This window comes from Vibrio comitans (genome assembly GCA_024346835.1).
Lineage (GTDB): Bacteria > Pseudomonadota > Gammaproteobacteria > Enterobacterales > Vibrionaceae > Vibrio > Vibrio comitans.
This window is the reverse complement of sequence record AP024866.1, coordinates 713,903-732,363: the sequence shown is the minus strand read 5'-3', so window position 1 is coordinate 732,363 and position 18,461 is coordinate 713,903. Positions and strand designations below refer to the sequence as shown.

Genomic DNA, 18,461 nt, shown 5'->3' with positions numbered 1-18,461 from the left:
GCTAATAGCCCATGAGAAGTTGAGTTGTATAACCTTATACTATTCCCTACCCCATAGAAAAGAAAAGCCCCCGCACAATGGCGAGGGCTTACAGTATTTATTCGACGAGATTAAATCGCGTCTTCGTCTTCTTCCCCAGTGCGGATACGAACAACACGCTCCACGTCAGTCACGAAGATTTTACCATCACCAATCTTACCTGTTTGCGCGGTTTCAACGATTGTATCAATGCATTGCGCTGCAACGTCTTCTGATACAACAATTTCAAGCTTAACCTTAGGAAGGAAATCAACCATGTACTCAGCACCACGGTAAAGCTCAGTGTGGCCCTTTTGACGACCGAAGCCTTTGACTTCAGAAACCGTCATCCCTGTAATTCCAACCTCAGCTAGCGCCTCACGCACATCATCAAGTTTAAAAGGTTTAATGATCGCTTCAATCTTTTTCATTCCTACTCCCTAATTTGGTCAAGCCTATGACAAGTCCAAGTATTATCAACGATTTCTACCAAATTACCATATAGGAATTGTGCATTCTTGAGCTTAAGAGAGTAAAAAGTGTTGCTATTATTTCATCGAAGAATAATAAGCGCCTAGATTCTCCATATCTTGATCGCTTAACATCGATGCTTGAGCCTGCATAACAGCCGCCAAACCACCATTGCGTTGCTTCGCTTTGTACGCTTTCAAAGAACTCACAATATATTTAGCATTTTGGCCATTTAAATTAGGGTAGCCATCAATAACTGCCTTGCCGTCAGCACCATGACAGGCAGCACAGATTTTTGCTTTTGCTTTACCTGCTTCAACATCAGCAGCCTGTGCTGTTATCCCTACCAACGAGGTTAATAGAGCTGCAACAATGAGAGACTTCTTCATAATTACTCCTTGTTAATTATGTTTTTTCCAATAAAAACGGTGACTTGAGCCCGAGTATCCTCTGCATACAAATGAATCGCCAACCGCAACTACTTCTTCGTTATACATCAAAATAGGTGTCTGCGATCGTTTCCATGGTGGAATTTGATACTCCTGAAACAGTTTTTTTAGTTTTCGGCTTCCTGAGCGCTCATCTGGGTGGGCAGTCAATCCTCCTGGATTAAACTGAACCCACACTTTTTCGTCCGGTTTTGGGGCTCGCACAGGTAGGCCAATATCACTTTGACTGCTGATCTCTACAAACCCTAAATCATTAGGTAATTCCGTGGCTGTATCAATAGCGATAGCGGATTGCCAATACGGCGTCTCCTTGCTTTGTTCAACAAGGAACAGATTTTTTTGAAAGCGCCTAACGCTCACTTTACCAATAATTAATTTAGGGTTGGCATCTTGCGAGGCCTTGATTACCTCATGATAAATTAATCCCAGAGCTTTCTTTCCTGGCATGGGAAAGCTATTTTCGGCAAACCAACGTCGTAGTAAGCGATTGCGTATAGCTTCTGATAGCTCGCCTAATGCGTCTGCGTGTAGGCTATTATCTGCATTAAGAACGCTTTGATACTGCTGATCTAAAAGCTCATCCAATAACTGCTCTTGTTCAAAGCAGAGCTGTGCACTTCGCAATGCACTGGCTTGTATTTCGGGCCAACGCTTAGATAAAGCAGGGATCACCTGGTGACGAAGAAAGTTTCGATCAAACTGCGTATCTTGGTTACTTTCATCTTCTACCCACTCGAGCGCCTGTTGCTTGGCAAACGCTTCTAGCGCCTCTCTCTTCAAAGATAGAAATGGGCGCACCAACATAGCCTCGCCAAAGGTGGATTTTATTCCCATGGCAGCTAATCCTCGAGGACCACTACCACGCTTTAGAGCCAGTAGCATCGTCTCCAATTGATCGTCAGCATGCTGGGCTGTAAGAAGTAAGTCATTCTTATTAAGGTGTTTAGACAACAGGGCATAGCGTGCTTCTCTCGCCTGCGCTTCAAGACTCTGCTTACTGTGAATGTCTAGACTGGCAAACTCTGCATAAAAAGAGACTCTGGCCTCTTCACACCACAATCTGCATTGCTCCATCCAGTGATCAGCATTACGACTCAGCCCATGATGAACATGTACCGCACGAACCTCGAGTGTTGGATTCTGCAATTGATAATGAGATAAACATTCCAGCATGACTCTAGAATCTAGACCGCCACTTAACGCCAGCACCAGCCGATTAGTATCCCCGACAAGGCTAGCATTTATCACATCTGAAAAGGTTTCAATAACAGATTTCACGGTGTTCCTTAATAATACCAATCGTACGAAATAACTGCTCATTCTAGCTAGTTAAAATACTATTTCTGATCACTTACTTAGTGTGATTGGTATAAGCACAATCAAAAAAGGTGAGCCAAGCTCACCTTTAACAATAAATCATTCGTAATCTAGTTACCTAGATTAGCAGTAGCCGTAACTCATTAGACGGTCATAACGACGCTCTAGAAGCTCTTCGTTATTTTTGCCTTCAAGCTCTTTCAGCTGAGCAATCAAAGTACTCTTAACATTTTCAGCGGTATGTACAGGATCGCGATGTGCGCCGCCTAGAGGCTCAGAAATGATTTCATCAATCAAACCAAGCTCTTTCAAACGAGGAGCCACTAGACCCATAGCTTCGGCTGCTTGAGGGGCTTTATCAGAATCACGCCACAAAATTGAAGCACAACCTTCTGGAGAAATCACTGAGTACGTTGAGTACTCAAGCATGTTCACATAGTCACCTACACCAATAGCAAGTGCACCACCAGAGCCACCTTCGCCAACCACGTTACAGATAACTGGAACGGTTAGCCCCGCCATAACTTTAAGGTTAGTTGCGATAGCTTCAGATTGACCACGCTCTTCAGCACCAACACCTGGGTAAGCACCGGCAGTGTCAATAAAGGTAATGATTGGCATATTGAAGCGCTCAGCCATTTCCATCAGACGCAACGCCTTACGGTAGCCTTCAGGCTTAGGCATACCAAAGTTACGAATAACTTTTTCTTTAGTTTCACGACCTTTTTGATGACCGATGATCATCACAGGGCGACCATCTAGACGAGCCATACCGCCAACGATAGCTTTATCATCAGCAAACGCACGATCACCACACAGTTCATCGAACTCAGTGAACACGTTTTCAATGTAGTCATATGTGTAAGGGCGTTGTGGATGACGAGCTAGCTGAGCTACCTGCCATGCACCTAAATCACCAAAGATCTTTTTCTTCAGCTCTAGGCTCTTCTTTTCAAGGGAAGCAATCTCCTTGTCCAGATCAACTCCCTCTTCTCCACCGTGTCGACTTACATCGCGCAGGGCTTCAATCTTTGCTTCTAGCTCTGCAATTGGCTTTTCAAACTCTAGAAAGTTCAAAGTCATCTAGCATTCCTTCATTCTTTTGAGCTGAAGACAGCGTGTTCTGTCATCAGTTAAATTCGAGTTCCACTTGGTCATTACCAAGCAACTGCTTTAAATCGTCAATCAACGTATCGGTTGGCGTGACTCGCCATTCCACTCCCAAAGAGAGCTTAGCTCTTGCGTCGCTACGTTGATAATAAATATTGACTGGAATAGTACCAGCGCGATGCGGTTCCAACACTCGACTAAAGCGTTCGAAGAACTGGGCATCGATTTGAGACTCTGATATCGAAATACTGAGTCCTGAGGCGTATTTTTCGCGAGCATGGCCAAGATCCATAACCTCACGCGCCGTCATTTTAAGGCCACCATTGAAATCATCAAAGCTGACCTGTCCAGAAACCACTACAATTCTATCTTTTTCTACCAATTCTGCATACTTTTCTAACACATCTGAGAAAAGCATCACCTCCATTCGGCCTGAACGGTCATCCAGCGAGAGTATACCAATCCGCGTTCCTCGCTTAGTCGTCATCACTTTAGCAGCAATAACCAGCCCTGCTAGGGTAACAGATTGGTCGCGTCTTGTTGGTGTGGCATTGTTCAATCGGCAACTGGTGTATTTAGCCAGTTCACGAAGATAGAGATTTATTGGATGTCCCGTTAGGTATAAACCAAGGGTTTCTCGCTCCCCTTCTAGCCATACCTTCTCTGGCCATTCAGGAACTTGGGCATACGCCTGCTCAACATCGGAGTGGGTATCGGTTAATACGCCAAACATATCGCTTTGACCAAAGGCCTCAGCCTGATGATATTGACCGGCTGCTTTTACTGCGGCATCTACCGAAGCCATCATAGCGGCTCGGTGAGGCCCTAGACGATCAAGCGCTCCGGCCTGTATAAGCTTTTCAATAACGCGCTTATTACACTTTTTAAGGTCAATGCGAGCACAGAAATCGAACAGATCTTTAAAGTGGCCATCTTTATTTCGCGCTTCGATGATGCTTTCAATAGGACCTTCACCCACGCCTTTAATGGCGCCAATACCGTACACAATTGCGCCAGTGTCATCGACATTGAAGCGATAAAGGCCTGAATTAACATCCGGTGGAAGCAGTTTAAGCCCCATGCGAATGCACTCATCGACCAGTCCAACCACTTTTTCGGTGTTGTCCATATCTGCGGTCATTACCGCAGCCATGAATTCTGCCGGATAGTGCGTTTTCAGCCACAGTGTCTGATAAGACACCAAAGCGTAAGCGGCTGAGTGCGATTTGTTAAAGCCATAACCCGCAAACTTCTCTACTAAGTCGAAGATTTTCATCGACAACTCGCCATCGACACCGTTGTTCTCTGCACCCTCTTTGAAGATAGATCGCTGCTTTTCCATCTCCTCAGGCTTTTTCTTACCCATCGCACGACGAAGCATATCTGCTCCACCTAGCGTGTAGCCTGCCAAGATCTGTGCGATCTGCATGACCTGCTCTTGATAGAGAATGATGCCGTAGGTTGGATCTAGCGTCTCTTTGAGTGATTCATGTTGCCAGGTTTCATCAGGGTAAGAGATAGCCTCACGGCCGTGCTTACGGTCGATAAAGTTATCTACCATGCCCGATTGCAAAGGCCCCGGACGGAACAGTGCTACCAATGCGATAATATCTTCAAAACAGTCCGGCTGAAGACGCTTGATAAGGTCTTTCATGCCTCGAGACTCTAACTGGAATACCGCCGTAGTCTCTGAGTTTTGCAACAGTCTAAAGGAAGCCTGATCATCCAGCGGAATAGACTCAATTCGAATCGGCTCTTGCCCACTTTTCTCTAAACGCGGGTTCACCAGGCCTAGGGCCCAGTCGATTATCGTCAGCGTACGCAAGCCCAAGAAGTCGAACTTCACGAGGCCGGCAGTTTCTACGTCATTCTTATCGAACTGAGTAACAGGGAACTGACCCTCAGCATCGGCGTAGATAGGAGCAAAGTCGGTGATCGTAGTTGGTGAGATAACCACACCACCGGCGTGCTTACCTGCGTTACGAGTACAGCCTTCAAGGATACGACACATATCGATGAGGTCTTTAACCTCTTCATCTGCTTCATACAGCTCACCCATTTGTGGCTCAGCATCAAATGCTTTAGCGAGTGTCATACCAGGATCTGGCGGTACTAGCTTAGAGATTCGGTCGACAAAACCGTACGGGTGCCCTAGCACACGACCTACATCGCGGATAACCGCTTTTGCAGCCATGGTGCCAAAGGTGATGATCTGCGAAACCGCATCACGCCCATACAGTTCAGCAACGTGATCAATAACCTGATCACGCTTATCCATACAGAAATCGATATCGAAATCGGGCATGGAGACACGCTCAGGGTTCAAGAATCGCTCAAACAGTAAGTCGTATTCTAAAGGGTCAAGGTCGGTAATTTTGAGAGCGTAAGCCACCAAAGAACCCGCACCTGAACCACGGCCAGGGCCTACCGGAATATCGTTATCCTTAGACCACTGGATAAACTCCATTACGATCAAGAAATAACCTGGGAAGCCCATCTGGTTAACTACGTCTAGCTCTATCTGCAAGCGTTCATCATATTCCGGACGCTTCTGCTGTCGAACGGCAGGATCAGGAAATAGAAATTCTAGGCGCTCTTCAAGACCCTCTTGGGACTTGTGAACCAAGAAGTCTTCAATGGTCATGTCACCGGTAGGAAAGTTCGGTAGGAAATACTCTCCAAGACGAACGGTAACGTTACAGCGCTTGGCGATTTCGACACTGTTTTGCAACGCTTCAGGAATATCAGAGAAGAGTTCACACATCTCCTCTTCAGTGCGAAGGTATTGCTGAGCACTGTAATTTTTAGGACGACGAGGGTCTTCTAGCGTGTAACCATCATGGATAGCAACACGTATTTCGTGGGCGTCAAACTGGTCTTGATTAACAAACACCACTTCATTGGTTGCCACTACAGGCAACTGATATTTCTCTGCACACTCAAGAGCAAAATGGAGGTAGCTCTCCTCATCAACGCGACCTGTTCGCGTCAACTCAAGATAAAATCGGTCTGAAAAATGCTGCTGATAAAACGCGACACTTTGCGCCGCAAGATCATGGTTTCCTTTAAGGAGTGCCTTGCCTACTTCACCACTCTTGCCGCCAGAAAGGACGATTAACCCTTCATTGAGCTCAGCAAGCCAAGCCTTATCAATAACAGGCTGATGCTGAACGTGTCCTCTGAGGTAAGCCTTTGAGATCAATAAAGTTAGATTTTTATAGCCTTGATTGTTGGCAGCAAGAACGGTTAGACGAGTGAGTTCTTCACCAAACTCGTCCGACTGCATGGTAAAGTCAGCACCAATAATGGGCTTAACGCCAGAGCCATGAGCGGTATTATAGAATTTCACTAGGCCACACAGGTTGGTGAAATCGGTAAGCGCCATTGCAGGCATGCCTATTTCGGCTACCTTTTTGACCAAAGGTGGCACTTTAGACAAACCATCTACCATGGAAAAGTCACTGTGGACGCGTAAATGTATAAACCTAGGCTCTGTCATAATTACTCTGTTGTTCCGTTAGTCCATTAATCTCTATTTTGGAGAAGGAATTCAAATTTTAGGATTAAGATGTTTCGAGTTGAGGTTAATCTAAGCCCAAAGCTCGTTTAACGGGTTTAAAACTCTTGCGGTGCTCTGCGATCACGCCATGTTGCTCAATGGCCTCAAAATGCGCCTTAGTCGGATAGCCTTTGTGTTTTGCAAAACCAAATTCAGGGTGTTTTTTATCAAGCTCGATCATTTCTTCATCGCGTACCACTTTAGCAATGATAGAAGCCGCACTTATCTCAGCAACCCTTAAGTCACCTTTGACCACCGCCAATCCTGGCATAGCAAGATCGGGAACTCGATTGCCATCAATCAAAGCGAAATCAGGCTGTACTGAAAGACCTTCAATAGCTCGGGTCATAGCTAACATCGTCGCGTGAAGAATATTAAGCTTATCTATTTCCTCTGGAGAACAGCGACCGACAGACCAAGCTAACGCCTTTTCTTTTATCTCTGGAAAGAGCGCTTGGCGCTTTTTCTCAGACAATGCCTTTGAATCTGTTAAACCTTGAATAGGGTTATTGGGATCGAGGATCACCGCAGCAGTCACTACATCGCCTACTAATGGACCTCGTCCAACTTCATCCACGCCAGCAAATAATTCATACCCTTGTGGATATTCAAACGCTGGCAATTCCACTTTTGCTTTAGCCATATTACTTGCCTATCAAATTCAATACAGCGTTCGCTGCCTGTTTATCAGCGTCACGCTTGATCCAAGAGTGCATCTCTGTGAATTTTTCTGTCATATAAGAGGTATCGCCATCAATAATATTTTGCATGGCCTCGAAGATGTTTTGTGCATTACACTCTTCCATGATCAACTCCTTCAGGAGTTCTTCATCAGCAAGAAGATTGGGCAAGCTATAGTATTTATTGAGCATCATACGCTTGGCAATAAACCCGCTCAGTTTATTCACTTTATAAGCGGTAACCATTGGACGATTGACCAACATGCCTTCCAATACAGCAGTACCACAAGCGAGCAAAACATAGTCGGCAGCGGCCATAATGTTGCGAGCTGAATTCTCTTCTATTATTTGAAAATCAAGCTCAGGCGCGACTTGTTGCCACACTTCTTCAAATTGCGCTCGTCTTGCTGGGTTCACAGCAGACACAATAAAGCCTATATCTGGGTACTTTTCTTGAAGTAGTTTACAGCCACCAATGAAGTCTTCTGCCATTAGCTTAATCTCGCCACGACGACTGCCTGGTAAAAGCGCTATCCAGCGTTTATCTTGCTGCAAGCCAAAGCGCTCGCGAGCCTCTGATTTACTCGAGTGTAAAGGAATTGCATCGGCGAGTGTATGCCCAACAAACTCACAGGCTACATTGTATTTATCGTAGAAAGCCTTTTCAAAAGGTAAGAATGCTAAGACAAGGTCTGTAGCTGCATCAATCTTAAAAATACGCTTTGGTCGCCATGCCCATACCGATGGACTGACGTAATGCACGGTTTTAAGCCCTGCATTTTTCAGTTCTAGCTCAAGGCGCAGATTAAAATCCGGGGCATCGATACCAATGAATACATCCGGTTGCCACTCTTTAAAAAACTTAGCGACTTCTTTCTTAATGTGCAGGATGCGACGTAACCGGCCTAACACCTCGACTATGCCCATGACTGAAAGCTCTTCCATATCAAACAGAGAGCGACAACCTAAAGCTTGCATCTTCGGCCCAGCAATACCGACAAATTCTGCATCAGGGTAGCGTTGCTGGATCCCTTTAATAAGCCCCTCGCCAAGAGTGTCTCCGGACAATTCTCCGACAACAACACCGATACGTAATGGTCGACTCATACTAGGCTCTCCTGAGGGTTTTCCTGAAATATATAAACAAAAAGACCGCCCATTACAGCGATCTTTTAGAGGGTCAACTAAACACTGAAATCAGCGAATGATGCCACGATTAACATCATTATTTAGGTAATCCAAGAACTGCTTAACCGCTGGGTACTCTTCAGCTGATTGAGCAATCTCTACCTTAGCTTCATCTAAGGTTAGGCCTGAGCGGTACAACGTTTTGAACGCGCGACGTACAGCTAGAATGTCTTGCTTCTCAAAGCCGCGACGCTTCATACCCTCAGAGTTGATACCGATAGGGCTACAGTGATTGCCTTGTGCCATTACAAATGGCGGTATATCTTGTGCAACTGTTGAGCCACCGCCAACAAAGGCATGAGCCCCAAGAGTACAGAACTGATGCACAGGAACCAAAGCAGTCAAGATAACAAAATCTTGTACCTTTACATGACCTGCAAGTGTCGCATTGTTGCCCAAGATAACATTGTCACCAATCACACAGTCATGTGCAATGTGCGCATTTACACAAAATAGGTTGTCGCTACCTACTTGAGTAATGCCTTTATCTTGAACCGTACCGCGATGCATTTGCACGCTTTCACGAATCACATTGCGATCGCCAACGATAAGTTGCGTCGCTTCGCCTTGGTATTTCTTATCTTGGTTTTCTTCACCCAAAATAGCAAAAGAGAACACACGGTTTCCATTACCAATCTTGGTCAAACCCTTAATTACGACATGAGACATAATCTCATTGTCTTCACCAATCTCTACATCGCCACTGATGTATGTAAACGGGCCTACCGTTGTGTTGGCACCAATCTTTACATTACCTTCAATAACTGCAGTAGGGTGAATTTTTGCAGTAGGATCAATCATATTAGAATTCTCGACGAGCACATTTCAGTTCTGCAGAACAAACAACTTCACCATCGACTTTAGCAACACCATTGAACATCGCGATACCACGACGGTTTTTCAACAGCTCTACTTCGATGATCATTTGGTCACCAGGGCTAACAGGTTTACGGAACTTCGCTTGGTCAACACTAGCAAAGTAGTACAATTCATTTTCTTTTGGTTCACCAAAGGTTTTGAACGCAAGTAGGCCAGTTGCTTGAGCCATCGCTTCTAGGATAAGAACCCCTGGGAAAACAGGTAATTGAGGAAAGTGGCCTTGGAACTGAGGTTCGTTAAAGCTCACGTTTTTCAAACCAATCAGGTATTTACCTTCTTCAAAATCGGTTACTCGGTCAAGAAGTAGAAACGGGTAACGGTGTGGAAGAAGAGATTGGATCTCCATTATATCCATGGTCTTTTTTTCAGAAGTCAAAGTTCAGTTCCTTTAATGTAACGCTTTAATTTATTTGAGAATTATAGACTAAAAAGACCTGCTTATTGCAGGCCTTGATGCTAACTTTATTCGCCAAGCCTTTTTTCAATCTCGCCGAGGCGATTCAGCATGTCTTCTAGCCTATTTAGGCGAGCGACAGATTTGCGCCACTCCCTATTAGGTTGTGCCGGCATACCAGAGGAGTATACCCCTTTCTCAGTAATACTCTTAAGGATCATAGCTCGACCTGAGATCATTGTCCCGTCTGCTATTTCCAAGTGCCCTGAGATGGCCGCGCCGCCACCAATAATACAATATTTGCCGATATGGGTACTACCACCAACGACAGTACCGCCAGCAATACAAGAGCCGTAATCGATACGCACGTTGTGACCAATCTGAAGTTGGTTATCCAGAATCACGTTACTTTCGATAATGGTGTCATCTAGGGCACCTCTATCTACAGTAGTGCTCGCACCAATCTCGACACGGTCGCCGATTTTTACCGAGCCAACTTGTGGGATCTTAATCCACTCACCACGTTCGTTTGCATAACCAAAACCATCAGCACCGATAACAGAACTTGAGTGGAATACACAACGCTCACCCACTTCTACATGATGGTAGATAGTCGCGTTAGCCCACAACCAAGTGCCGGCACCAATCTTAGCGTTTTTACCTACATAGGCACCTGCGCCAATGCAAACATTATCACCAAGTACTGCGCCAGATTCTACAGTGGCATTTGGGCCCACGGAAACGTTGCTTCCTAAGGTCACGTCGTCAGCAATAAATGCCGACGCTGAGATTCCAACTGCAGGTACTTCAGGGTTATTCAATGCTTGAGCAACCTTGGCATACGCCACATAAGGGTCAGCAACAACAAGAACATTGCCAATGCAGTGCTCTCGCTCGCTCTCTTTAACCATGACCACTGACGCTTTACACTCTGGCAATTGCTTCTTGTAGCGAGGATTAGACAAGAAGGTAATCTGCCCTTCTACAGCTTTATCCATCGCTGCCACAGAAGAAACCGTAGCATCTGGGTCACCATACAGTGTGCCACCCGTGATTTGTTCAAGTTGTTTTAGCGTCAGTTTTGTCATAGTTGATTACTTAAGCTCGTCGATTACTTTTTGAGATAGATCCAGTTCAGGTTTTGCGTATTGTAGAGCTTGTGCGTCTACAACCATGTCAACACCTTCACGCTTTGCAACTACCGCGATTGCATCTTGGATAACTTTGAATAGTTTCTGCTTCTCCTGAGCTTCACGACGCTGACCGTCACGCTCTAGAGATTGACCCTTAAGCTTGTACTCTGCCTCAAGGCCTGCAATCTCGATTTGTAGCTTACGAACACCATCGTCACCAAGCAGTTCGCCGTCACGACGCGCTTGGTCCATTTTGCTCTTAATCTTATTTTCAATTTCTTTTAGCTCTGCAGATTTATCCTTGAACTCATCTTGAAGAGTTTTAAGAACAGCCTCACGCTGAGGCAGTTCTTGGAAGATCTGAGCGGTATTCACGTATGCAACCTTCTGCGCAGCTTCTGCAGCATTCGCTACCAAAGATGCTGATAGAACTACAAGGCTTAGGCCAGCTGCTTTAATTAGTTTTTTCAAAGTTTTTTCCTCAAAGATTAGAAGGTTCTACCAATTGTAAAGGTGAAGACCTCTTTATCGTCACCCTCATAAATTTCTACTGGGGTTGCCAACGAGAAGACCAAAGGCCCCATCGGTGACATCCATTGTAATGCTGCACCAACCGATGCACGGAATGCGAACGGGTCTGAATAGTCGTAGTAGTATTTAGAACCAGGCAGATTCTCATCAATCGCTACATCAGTAAATTCTGTATCCCATACACTTGCAATATCAAAGAAGACACTGGTACGGATCTGGTTACGGAAGCTATCCCCCGCAAACGGAGTCGGTACAATTAACTCGATACTACCCAGCATGGTCGCGTTACCACCGGCTGACTCGTCGGTTGCAGAGTAACATGGGTTGTTACCGCCGCCATTACCAGAACAACCTGTTGGGTCGTTATACACGGCTTTTGGACCTGCTGAGTTAGAGCCAAAGCCACGTAGCGTAGTAAAGCCACCGGCATAGAAGTTCTCGTAGAATGGGAACAGGTTATCGTTACCATCTGTCTTACCATAGCCATTACCATAACCTAAGCGGCCACGTAGCAATAGTGCAAAGCTCTGCTTCTGGTTCAGAGGGAAGTACTGTCTCGCATCATACTGAACCTTAAAGTACTGGGCGTCAGAACCTGGAACCGTCATTTTACCCGTCAGGCGTTGGTGGTTACCTGAGGTTGGGAAAATACCGCGGTTTAGATTATTACGCGTCCATGTCAGAGAAACATCAAAATCGTCTGTATCGAGCGTATTATTGATCGGATCGTAGTTATCACCTTGAGATTGAAGGAATTGTTCAATCTGAACGTATGGGTCAAGGTTTGACAAACTGTTGTGCGTATAGCCAAGACCTACTTCGAAGAAGTTCAATTCATCGAATGGGAAACCCCAAGTTAAAGAACCGCCATAACTTTCATTGGTATAGTCGACGATACCCGCTTCCGAGGCTTCAAATTTGTTGTAGAAGATCTTACCACCCAAACTCACACCATCGAGGTTCCAGTATGGGTCACGGTATTCTAAGCTGACGTTTTGTTGGTAATCGTTCATCATTGCGTTAATACCAACGCGATTACCCGTACCTAAGAAGTTGTCTTGTTGAAGGCCAACCTGGAAGCTGATACCAGATTCAGTACCATAGCCTACACCAAAGTTAACACTACCTGAGTTTGCTTCTTTCACAGAGTACACAACGTCCACTTGGTCAGCAGTACCTGGTACTCGAACAGTCTGAACATCAACGGTTTCAAAGAAGCCCAAACGGTTCAAACGAGTCTTACCTGTCTCTAGGTTTCTCGAGTTCAGCCAGCTACCTTCCATTTGACGCATTTCACGTCGCAGTACTTCATCTTTGGTGGTGTTATTACCCACAAAGCGAATGTCACGAACATAGATACGATTACCCGCTTCTACGTTGACTACTAGAGATACTGTGTTGTTCTCATCATCAAATTCAGGGATGGTGCGTACGTTAGGGTAAGCATAACCCGATTCGCCAAGCACTCGCTTTATGGACTCTTCCATTCCAGTAACAGCGCCGCCACTATAAACGTCACCTTTCTCGAACGGATTCATTCCCTCAAATTCTTCGCGCTTACCGATCAACTCGCCGCGCACCTCAACATCTTCAACCTTGTACTGCTCACCCTCATCTAAGAATAGAGTGATGTAGACCCCTTTCTTATCCGGTGAGATAGCCACTTGGCTAGAGTCGACCTTAAACTTAAGGTAGCCCTGATCAAGGTAGTAAGATTTTAGTGCTTCCAGATCACCGGCTAGTACTTGCTTCTGGTATTTATCATCGGCCATGAAGTTCCACCATGGCACGTTAACATTTAGGTTAAAGCGCGATAGCAGTTCACTATCTGTGTAGACGGTATTACCGATGAAGTTAATCTGTTGGATCTTGGCTGAAACGCCCTCAGAGAAGACAAACTTTAAGTCAGCACGGTTACGAGGAAGAGGCGTTACAACGGCTTGTACAGACGCGTTGTATTTACCCACACTGTAGTAGAAGTCCTCAAGTCCCTTCTCTATGGTACTCAATGCTGTGCGGTCTAATGCCTCACCCACTTGAACACCAGATGAATTTAGGTTTTGTTGTAGCTGCTCTTCTTCAATGGCTTTGTTGCCAGAGAAGGATACGCTCGCAATAGTTGGACGCTCTGTAACACGAACGACCAACACGTTGCCATCGCGCAACACCTTCACATCTTCATAGTTGCCAGAGCGGTATAAAGATTTAATGATGTCTGATACATCCTTTGAGCTGACATCATCGCCAACACGAACGGGCATCTCCAATAATGCAGCACCTAATGCAACGCGCTGCAAACCTTCGATTCTTATATCTTCAACTACAAAATTTTCTGCACCGTGAACAGCACTACTTCCAAGTAGTAACGCGGTAAGCAGGATACGTTTTAGCGACATATCGACTTCTAACTTCCTATAAAAATACGCTGTTAGTCCTGTTGGACTACAGTCGCATAAAATCGTTTAAAATTGCGATAGACATCAGTGCAAACACAATTGCGCCACCGACGCGGTACCCCATTTCTTGAATTTTCTCTGGTACCGGGCGACGAATCACCGCTTCGACCGCAAAAAACAACAGGTGCCCGCCATCCAATATAGGCAGTGGCATCAAGTTGATAATTCCTAGGTTAATGCTTATTAAGGCTAAAAAGCCAAGAAAATAAGCTAAACCATAATCTGCTGTCGCTCCAGCTCCTTTGGCTATAGATATCGGGCCACTCAGATTGTTCAATCCTACGTCACCCACGACTAATTTTTTCAACATGCTCAGCGTAAGAGAGATCACCTGCTTCGTTTTCTCAATCGCTTTACCGACCGACTCTACTGGGCCAAACCTCAGATCAAATCGGTACTCTTCAGGCCATTCACCCACTTCAGGAGATACACCAGCAAAGCCCATGTCCCCGTCTCTGGTTTCTCGTACACCAGGAGTAAGAGTAATAGGCACAGTCATACCATTGCGATTAACTTCGAGTTGCAATGGTAGGCCGGGATTATCGCGGATCATAGAGGCAAAATCTTGCCACTCGCTCACAGAGTTACCATTCACTGATAAAACCGTGTCTCCAACCTCAAGGCCTGCTTTCTCAGCGGCTCCGCCTTCTTGAACGTGAGCAAACGTCAAGTAAATCTCTGGTGAATACGGCCTAAAGCCTAGCGTTCCCATAGCTGACTCTTTCTCTGGATCGAAGTTCCAGCCGTTAAGGTCAACTACTAGGGTCTGTTCTTGACCAAATTCCTCTGGGGAAGTCACCGTTACCGTCATTTGATCATCGCCAATACGCGAAATCAAGCGCATGTTAACTGATTCCCAATCCGCGGTTTTGACGCCATCGATGGACTTTAGTTCCATACCTTGCTGAATCCCAGCCTGTGCAACGATAGAATTGGGAGTTACCTCACCAATTACTGGCTTCACTGCTGGAATACCAATCAGGAATACGAACCAATAGGCTAAGAGGGCAAAAAGGAAATTGGCAACAGGTCCCGCAGCAACAATTGCGCTTCGCTGCCACAGTTTCTTTTTATCGAAGGCTTGGTTTCGTTCATGGTCGGCAACTTCTTCTACGCGCCCATCAAGCATTTTGACGTAGCCACCAAGTGGAATCACCGAAATAGAGTACTCGGTTCCAGTCTTACCTATCTTTTTCCAGATAGATTTACCAAAACCGATAGAAAATTTATGTACCTTAACCCCACACTTACGGGCAACCCAGAAATGGCCATATTCATGAACTGCGACCAAAATGCCCAGCGCAACAATAAATGAAGCAAAATTCCATAATATGGAGGTCATGACGTCTATCCTTAACCTAGTTGCTCGCGAGCGAGAATGCGCGCCATTCTATCTAGCTCTATCAAGCTTTCCAAGCTATCCAATTGGTTGGCTTGCTCAGTTGCACAAACCTTGTTCATTACAGCACCATTTACTCGCGCAATATCCGTAAATGCTATCCGGCGTTGCAAAAACGCGTCCACTGCAATCTCATTGGCTGCATTTAGCGCCGTTGTCGCGTGTTGCCCACTATAACAAGCTTCAATCGCCAGTTCCAAGCACGGATATCGAGCAAAGTCTGGTTTGATAAAGGTTAACTCTCCCATTTCAGTGAAGTCCAATGGCTTAACGCCCGCTTCTACGCGCTGTGGATAAGAAAGCGTCAAGGCTATTGGCGTGCACATATCAGGCTCACCCATCTGTGCAAGCGTAGAACCGTCGCTGTACTGCACCATTGAGTGAATCACAGATTGAGGATGAATAACCACTTGAAGGTGTTCTTTATTCGCATTAAACAACCAGCGAGCCTCAATATATTCTAGGCCTTTATTCATCATGCTGGCAGAGTCTACAGAGATCTTTGGTCCCATCGACCAGTTTGGATGAGCAATAGCTTGCTCAGGGGTCACCGATGTTAAGCTTTCTATATTGCTGTAGCGAAATGGCCCACCTGAGCCTGTAAGCAGGATCTTGTGAACACCAGCTTCATCAAGATTGCAGTGGCCCAAGTTAGTTTGAATACTCTGAGGTAGACATTGAAAGATAGCATTGTGTTCACTATCGACAGGCATCAGCTCTGCACCATGTTGCTTCACTGCATCAACAAACAGTTGACCGGACATCACTAGCGCTTCTTTATTGGCTAACAGAACTCGTTTGCCCGCTTTGACCGCTGCCATTGTCGATAACAAGCCAGCTGCGCCAACAATTGCCGCCATGACCATATCAACGTCAGCTAGCGAGGCAATATGGCAAAGCCCTTCTTCTCCCGCTAGAACCTCAGTTTTACAGCCAATAGCCGCTAGTTCTTTTTGTAAGATTAAAGCCGCCGTTTTATCCGCCATTGCGGCATATTTAGGCTGCCACTGTTGGCAAAGAGTAAACATTTGAGCATGGTTACTACCCGCACCAAGAGCAAATACGCGATATCGCTGAGGATTCTGCGCGATAACCTTAAGGGTGCTACTACCGATTGAACCGGTAGCACCTAAAATAGTGATGTTTTTCATGCTAATTGACCAGTCAAGTGCCGTTTACTGCAACATGAAATAAAGAACGGTAAATACCGGAAACGCTGCGGTTAGGCTGTCGATGCGATCCAATACCCCACCGTGACCCGGAATGATGTTACTGCTGTCTTTGATGCCAGCAACACGCTTAAACATGCTCTCCACAAGATCGCCCAATACCGAAATAACCACAGTAACAAGGGTGAGTAACATCATTAACCAAGGAGTAGAGAACTCAAGGCCGAACCAAATGGTCAGTCCCCAACCAATTAACATAGCAACTATAATGCCGCCAATCAGCCCCTCAATGGTCTTGTTTGGGCTCACGTTTGGTGCCATTTTATGCTTACCAAATTTGCGACCCGCAAAGTAAGCACCGCTGTCTGCAGCCCATACCAGAGCACACACATACATAACCAGCTTAGCACCGTAATAAAAGTCGGTATCAATATCGATAGCGCGCAGTGCTGCGATACTCCAAAAGAAAGGCACTAAGGTGAGTACGCCAAAGACGAAACGCAGCAAATGGGAGTCTTTCCAAGACGCGGTATATTTAGGATGGGTAATCGCTAGAACGCTCGCAATCAGCCACCAAATTGCACCACCAACGACGACAACAAGTAATGCTCCGGTCAATTCGGATAGTTTGAGTACGCTCTCTGGAATAAACAGAAATGGGATAAGAAAGGAGGCGAAAAGCAGTACCATTTTTTGAGCTCGAGTGCCCATTTCCACAAACTGGGTCCACTCCCACAGTCCAAGTAGAGTAATAAAACCAAGCATGAGCATAAAGCCCGATAGCGGCAACATGAACACCCCGAGGATGACTAGAGGGGCTAGAATCAGTGCCGTAATAATGCGTTGCTTCAAGGCGACTTCCTTATTTATTGTCCATTAATGCTTTGATCTGGTCTCCAGTACAGCCAAATCGACGCTCGCGATTGACATACCAAGAGATAGCTTCGGCTAAGCCGTCTTCGTCAAAGTCTGGCCAGTGCTTCTCACAGAAGTAAAACTCTGCATAAGCCACTTGCCATAGTAAAAAGTTACTTAGGCGTGATTCACCACTGGTACGAATCAAAAGATCCACCTCAGGTAAATCCGCTAGGCACACTTCTTGTGAGATTAGCTGCTCAGTAATATCCGCCGGCTGAATCTCACCACGCATTGCCTTCTCAGCAATACGTTTCGTGGCCTGAGTGATATCCCATTTACCGCCATAGTTGGCAGCAACATTGATCACTAAACCTGTATTATCTTGTGTCAGCTCTTCAGCTTCCGCTATTTTTTTCTGTAAACGAGAGTTGAAGCCACTTTTGTCACCAATAATCCTCAGTTTAAGATCGTTTTTATGCAAACGCTTCACTTCAGTGGTTAACAAAGTAATAAACAGCTCCATGAGAAGACTGACTTCTTCCTCAGGGCGGCGCCAATTCTCACTGCTAAATGCAAATAAGGTTACTGACTTCACACCAAGTTTTGCTGCGGCAGTGATGGTCTTTCGAACTGCACTTACTCCTTTCTTGTGGCCATAAACTCTTGGCTTGCCACGTGATTTTGCCCAGCGTCCGTTACCATCCATGATGATAGCAATGTGCTGAGGAAGAGCGCTTGATGTTACAGGTATGTCAGACATAAAAGGATTAGGTACATTTAACAGGAGGGAGATAATAGCAGAAAAAAACGCTGCACTGTAGGGTGCAGCGTTTGAGCAGTCAATCGATGA

At 45.6% G+C, this 18,461-nt stretch carries 16 protein-coding genes; all 16 read right to left on the bottom strand.

Annotated features, from left to right (window positions below; all coding sequences use genetic code 11):
* Positions 1 to 110: 110 nt before the first annotated feature.
* Positions 111 to 449: a nitrogen regulatory protein P-II gene (gene glnB / locus OCU46_RS03445; RefSeq protein ID WP_119011091.1), complete on the bottom strand. Its 339-nt coding sequence runs from the start codon at positions 447 to 449 to the stop codon at positions 111 to 113.
* A 117-nt stretch (positions 450 to 566) separates the two neighbouring features.
* The gene (locus OCU46_RS03440; protein WP_141269432.1) at positions 567 to 878 is read right to left on the bottom strand and encodes a c-type cytochrome; all 312 of its coding nucleotides are present in this window, start codon (positions 876 to 878) and stop codon (positions 567 to 569) included.
* A 12-nt stretch (positions 879 to 890) separates the two neighbouring features.
* A complete protein-coding gene (gene tilS / locus OCU46_RS03435; RefSeq protein ID WP_141269434.1) occupies positions 891 to 2,216 on the bottom strand; it encodes a tRNA lysidine(34) synthetase TilS in 1,326 nt (441 codons plus the stop codon).
* A gap of 162 nt (positions 2,217 to 2,378) precedes the next feature.
* Entirely contained in the window at positions 2,379 to 3,338 is a 960-nt protein-coding gene (gene accA / locus OCU46_RS03430; protein WP_141269436.1) for an acetyl-CoA carboxylase carboxyl transferase subunit alpha, read from the bottom strand.
* A gap of 46 nt (positions 3,339 to 3,384) precedes the next feature.
* Positions 3,385 to 6,864, bottom strand: coding sequence for a DNA polymerase III subunit alpha (gene dnaE / locus OCU46_RS03425; RefSeq protein WP_141269438.1), 3,480 nt, complete (start codon positions 6,862 to 6,864; stop codon positions 3,385 to 3,387).
* Between the two features lie 85 nt (positions 6,865 to 6,949).
* Positions 6,950 to 7,567, bottom strand: a complete 618-nt coding sequence (gene rnhB / locus OCU46_RS03420) for a ribonuclease HII (protein ID WP_141269440.1) — start codon at positions 7,565 to 7,567, stop codon at positions 6,950 to 6,952.
* A 1-nt stretch (position 7,568) separates the two neighbouring features.
* On the bottom strand, positions 7,569 to 8,711 hold the full coding sequence (gene lpxB / locus OCU46_RS03415; RefSeq protein WP_141269442.1) for a lipid-A-disaccharide synthase: 1,143 nt from the start codon (positions 8,709 to 8,711) through the stop codon (positions 7,569 to 7,571).
* 90 nt (positions 8,712 to 8,801) lie between these two features.
* Positions 8,802 to 9,593, bottom strand: coding sequence for an acyl-ACP--UDP-N-acetylglucosamine O-acyltransferase (gene lpxA, locus OCU46_RS03410; protein WP_141269444.1), 792 nt, complete (start codon positions 9,591 to 9,593; stop codon positions 8,802 to 8,804).
* Position 9,594: 1 nt separating this feature from the next.
* Entirely contained in the window at positions 9,595 to 10,026 is a 432-nt protein-coding gene (gene fabZ / locus OCU46_RS03405; protein ID WP_186811078.1) for a 3-hydroxyacyl-ACP dehydratase FabZ, read from the bottom strand.
* A gap of 107 nt (positions 10,027 to 10,133) precedes the next feature.
* On the bottom strand, positions 10,134 to 11,153 hold the full coding sequence (gene lpxD / locus OCU46_RS03400) for a UDP-3-O-(3-hydroxymyristoyl)glucosamine N-acyltransferase (protein WP_141269446.1): 1,020 nt from the start codon (positions 11,151 to 11,153) through the stop codon (positions 10,134 to 10,136).
* 6 nt (positions 11,154 to 11,159) lie between these two features.
* Positions 11,160 to 11,669 (bottom strand): OmpH family outer membrane protein, encoded by a 510-nt coding sequence (locus tag OCU46_RS03395; protein ID WP_141269447.1) that lies wholly within the window; start codon positions 11,667 to 11,669, stop codon positions 11,160 to 11,162.
* Positions 11,670 to 11,686: 17 nt separating this feature from the next.
* Positions 11,687 to 14,125, bottom strand: coding sequence for an outer membrane protein assembly factor BamA (gene bamA / locus OCU46_RS03390; protein ID WP_141269449.1), 2,439 nt, complete (start codon positions 14,123 to 14,125; stop codon positions 11,687 to 11,689).
* A gap of 46 nt (positions 14,126 to 14,171) precedes the next feature.
* Positions 14,172 to 15,527, bottom strand: coding sequence for a sigma E protease regulator RseP (rseP, locus tag OCU46_RS03385; protein ID WP_141269451.1), 1,356 nt, complete (start codon positions 15,525 to 15,527; stop codon positions 14,172 to 14,174).
* Between the two features lie 11 nt (positions 15,528 to 15,538).
* Positions 15,539 to 16,735 (bottom strand): 1-deoxy-D-xylulose-5-phosphate reductoisomerase, encoded by a 1,197-nt coding sequence (ispC, locus tag OCU46_RS03380; protein WP_141269453.1) that lies wholly within the window; start codon positions 16,733 to 16,735, stop codon positions 15,539 to 15,541.
* A gap of 24 nt (positions 16,736 to 16,759) precedes the next feature.
* The gene (locus OCU46_RS03375) at positions 16,760 to 17,605 is read right to left on the bottom strand and encodes a phosphatidate cytidylyltransferase (protein WP_141269455.1); all 846 of its coding nucleotides are present in this window, start codon (positions 17,603 to 17,605) and stop codon (positions 16,760 to 16,762) included.
* Between the two features lie 10 nt (positions 17,606 to 17,615).
* Positions 17,616 to 18,371 carry an isoprenyl transferase gene (locus OCU46_RS03370; RefSeq protein WP_141269457.1) on the bottom strand — a complete coding sequence of 252 codons (756 nt, stop codon included), beginning with the start codon at positions 18,369 to 18,371 and terminating at the stop codon, positions 17,616 to 17,618.
* Positions 18,372 to 18,461: the final 90 nt, after the last annotated feature.

Excerpts from the sequence above, each read along its gene's own strand:
- accA (WP_141269436.1), bottom strand. The coding sequence starts at position 3,338 with ATGACTTTGAACTTTCTAGAGTTTGAAAAGCCAATTGCAGAGCTAGAA.
- fabZ (WP_186811078.1), bottom strand. The coding sequence starts at position 10,026 with ATGGATATAATGGAGATCCAATCTCTTCTTCCACACCGTTACCCGTTT.
- lpxA (WP_141269444.1), bottom strand. The coding sequence starts at position 9,593 with ATGATTGATCCTACTGCAAAAATTCACCCTACTGCAGTTATTGAAGGT.
- lpxB (WP_141269442.1), bottom strand. The coding sequence starts at position 8,711 with ATGAGTCGACCATTACGTATCGGTGTTGTTGTCGGAGAATTGTCCGGA.
- lpxD (WP_141269446.1), bottom strand. The coding sequence starts at position 11,153 with ATGACAAAACTGACGCTAAAACAACTTGAACAAATCACGGGTGGCACA.
- glnB (WP_119011091.1), bottom strand. The coding sequence starts at position 449 with ATGAAAAAGATTGAAGCGATCATTAAACCTTTTAAACTTGATGATGTG.
- rnhB (WP_141269440.1), bottom strand. The coding sequence starts at position 7,567 with ATGGCTAAAGCAAAAGTGGAATTGCCAGCGTTTGAATATCCACAAGGG.
- bamA (WP_141269449.1), bottom strand. The coding sequence starts at position 14,125 with ATGTCGCTAAAACGTATCCTGCTTACCGCGTTACTACTTGGAAGTAGT.
- rseP (WP_141269451.1), bottom strand. The coding sequence starts at position 15,527 with ATGACCTCCATATTATGGAATTTTGCTTCATTTATTGTTGCGCTGGGC.
- OCU46_RS03440 (WP_141269432.1), bottom strand. The coding sequence starts at position 878 with ATGAAGAAGTCTCTCATTGTTGCAGCTCTATTAACCTCGTTGGTAGGG.
- dnaE (WP_141269438.1), bottom strand. The coding sequence starts at position 6,864 with ATGACAGAGCCTAGGTTTATACATTTACGCGTCCACAGTGACTTTTCC.
- ispC (WP_141269453.1), bottom strand. The coding sequence starts at position 16,735 with ATGAAAAACATCACTATTTTAGGTGCTACCGGTTCAATCGGTAGTAGC.
- OCU46_RS03370 (WP_141269457.1), bottom strand. The coding sequence starts at position 18,371 with ATGTCTGACATACCTGTAACATCAAGCGCTCTTCCTCAGCACATTGCT.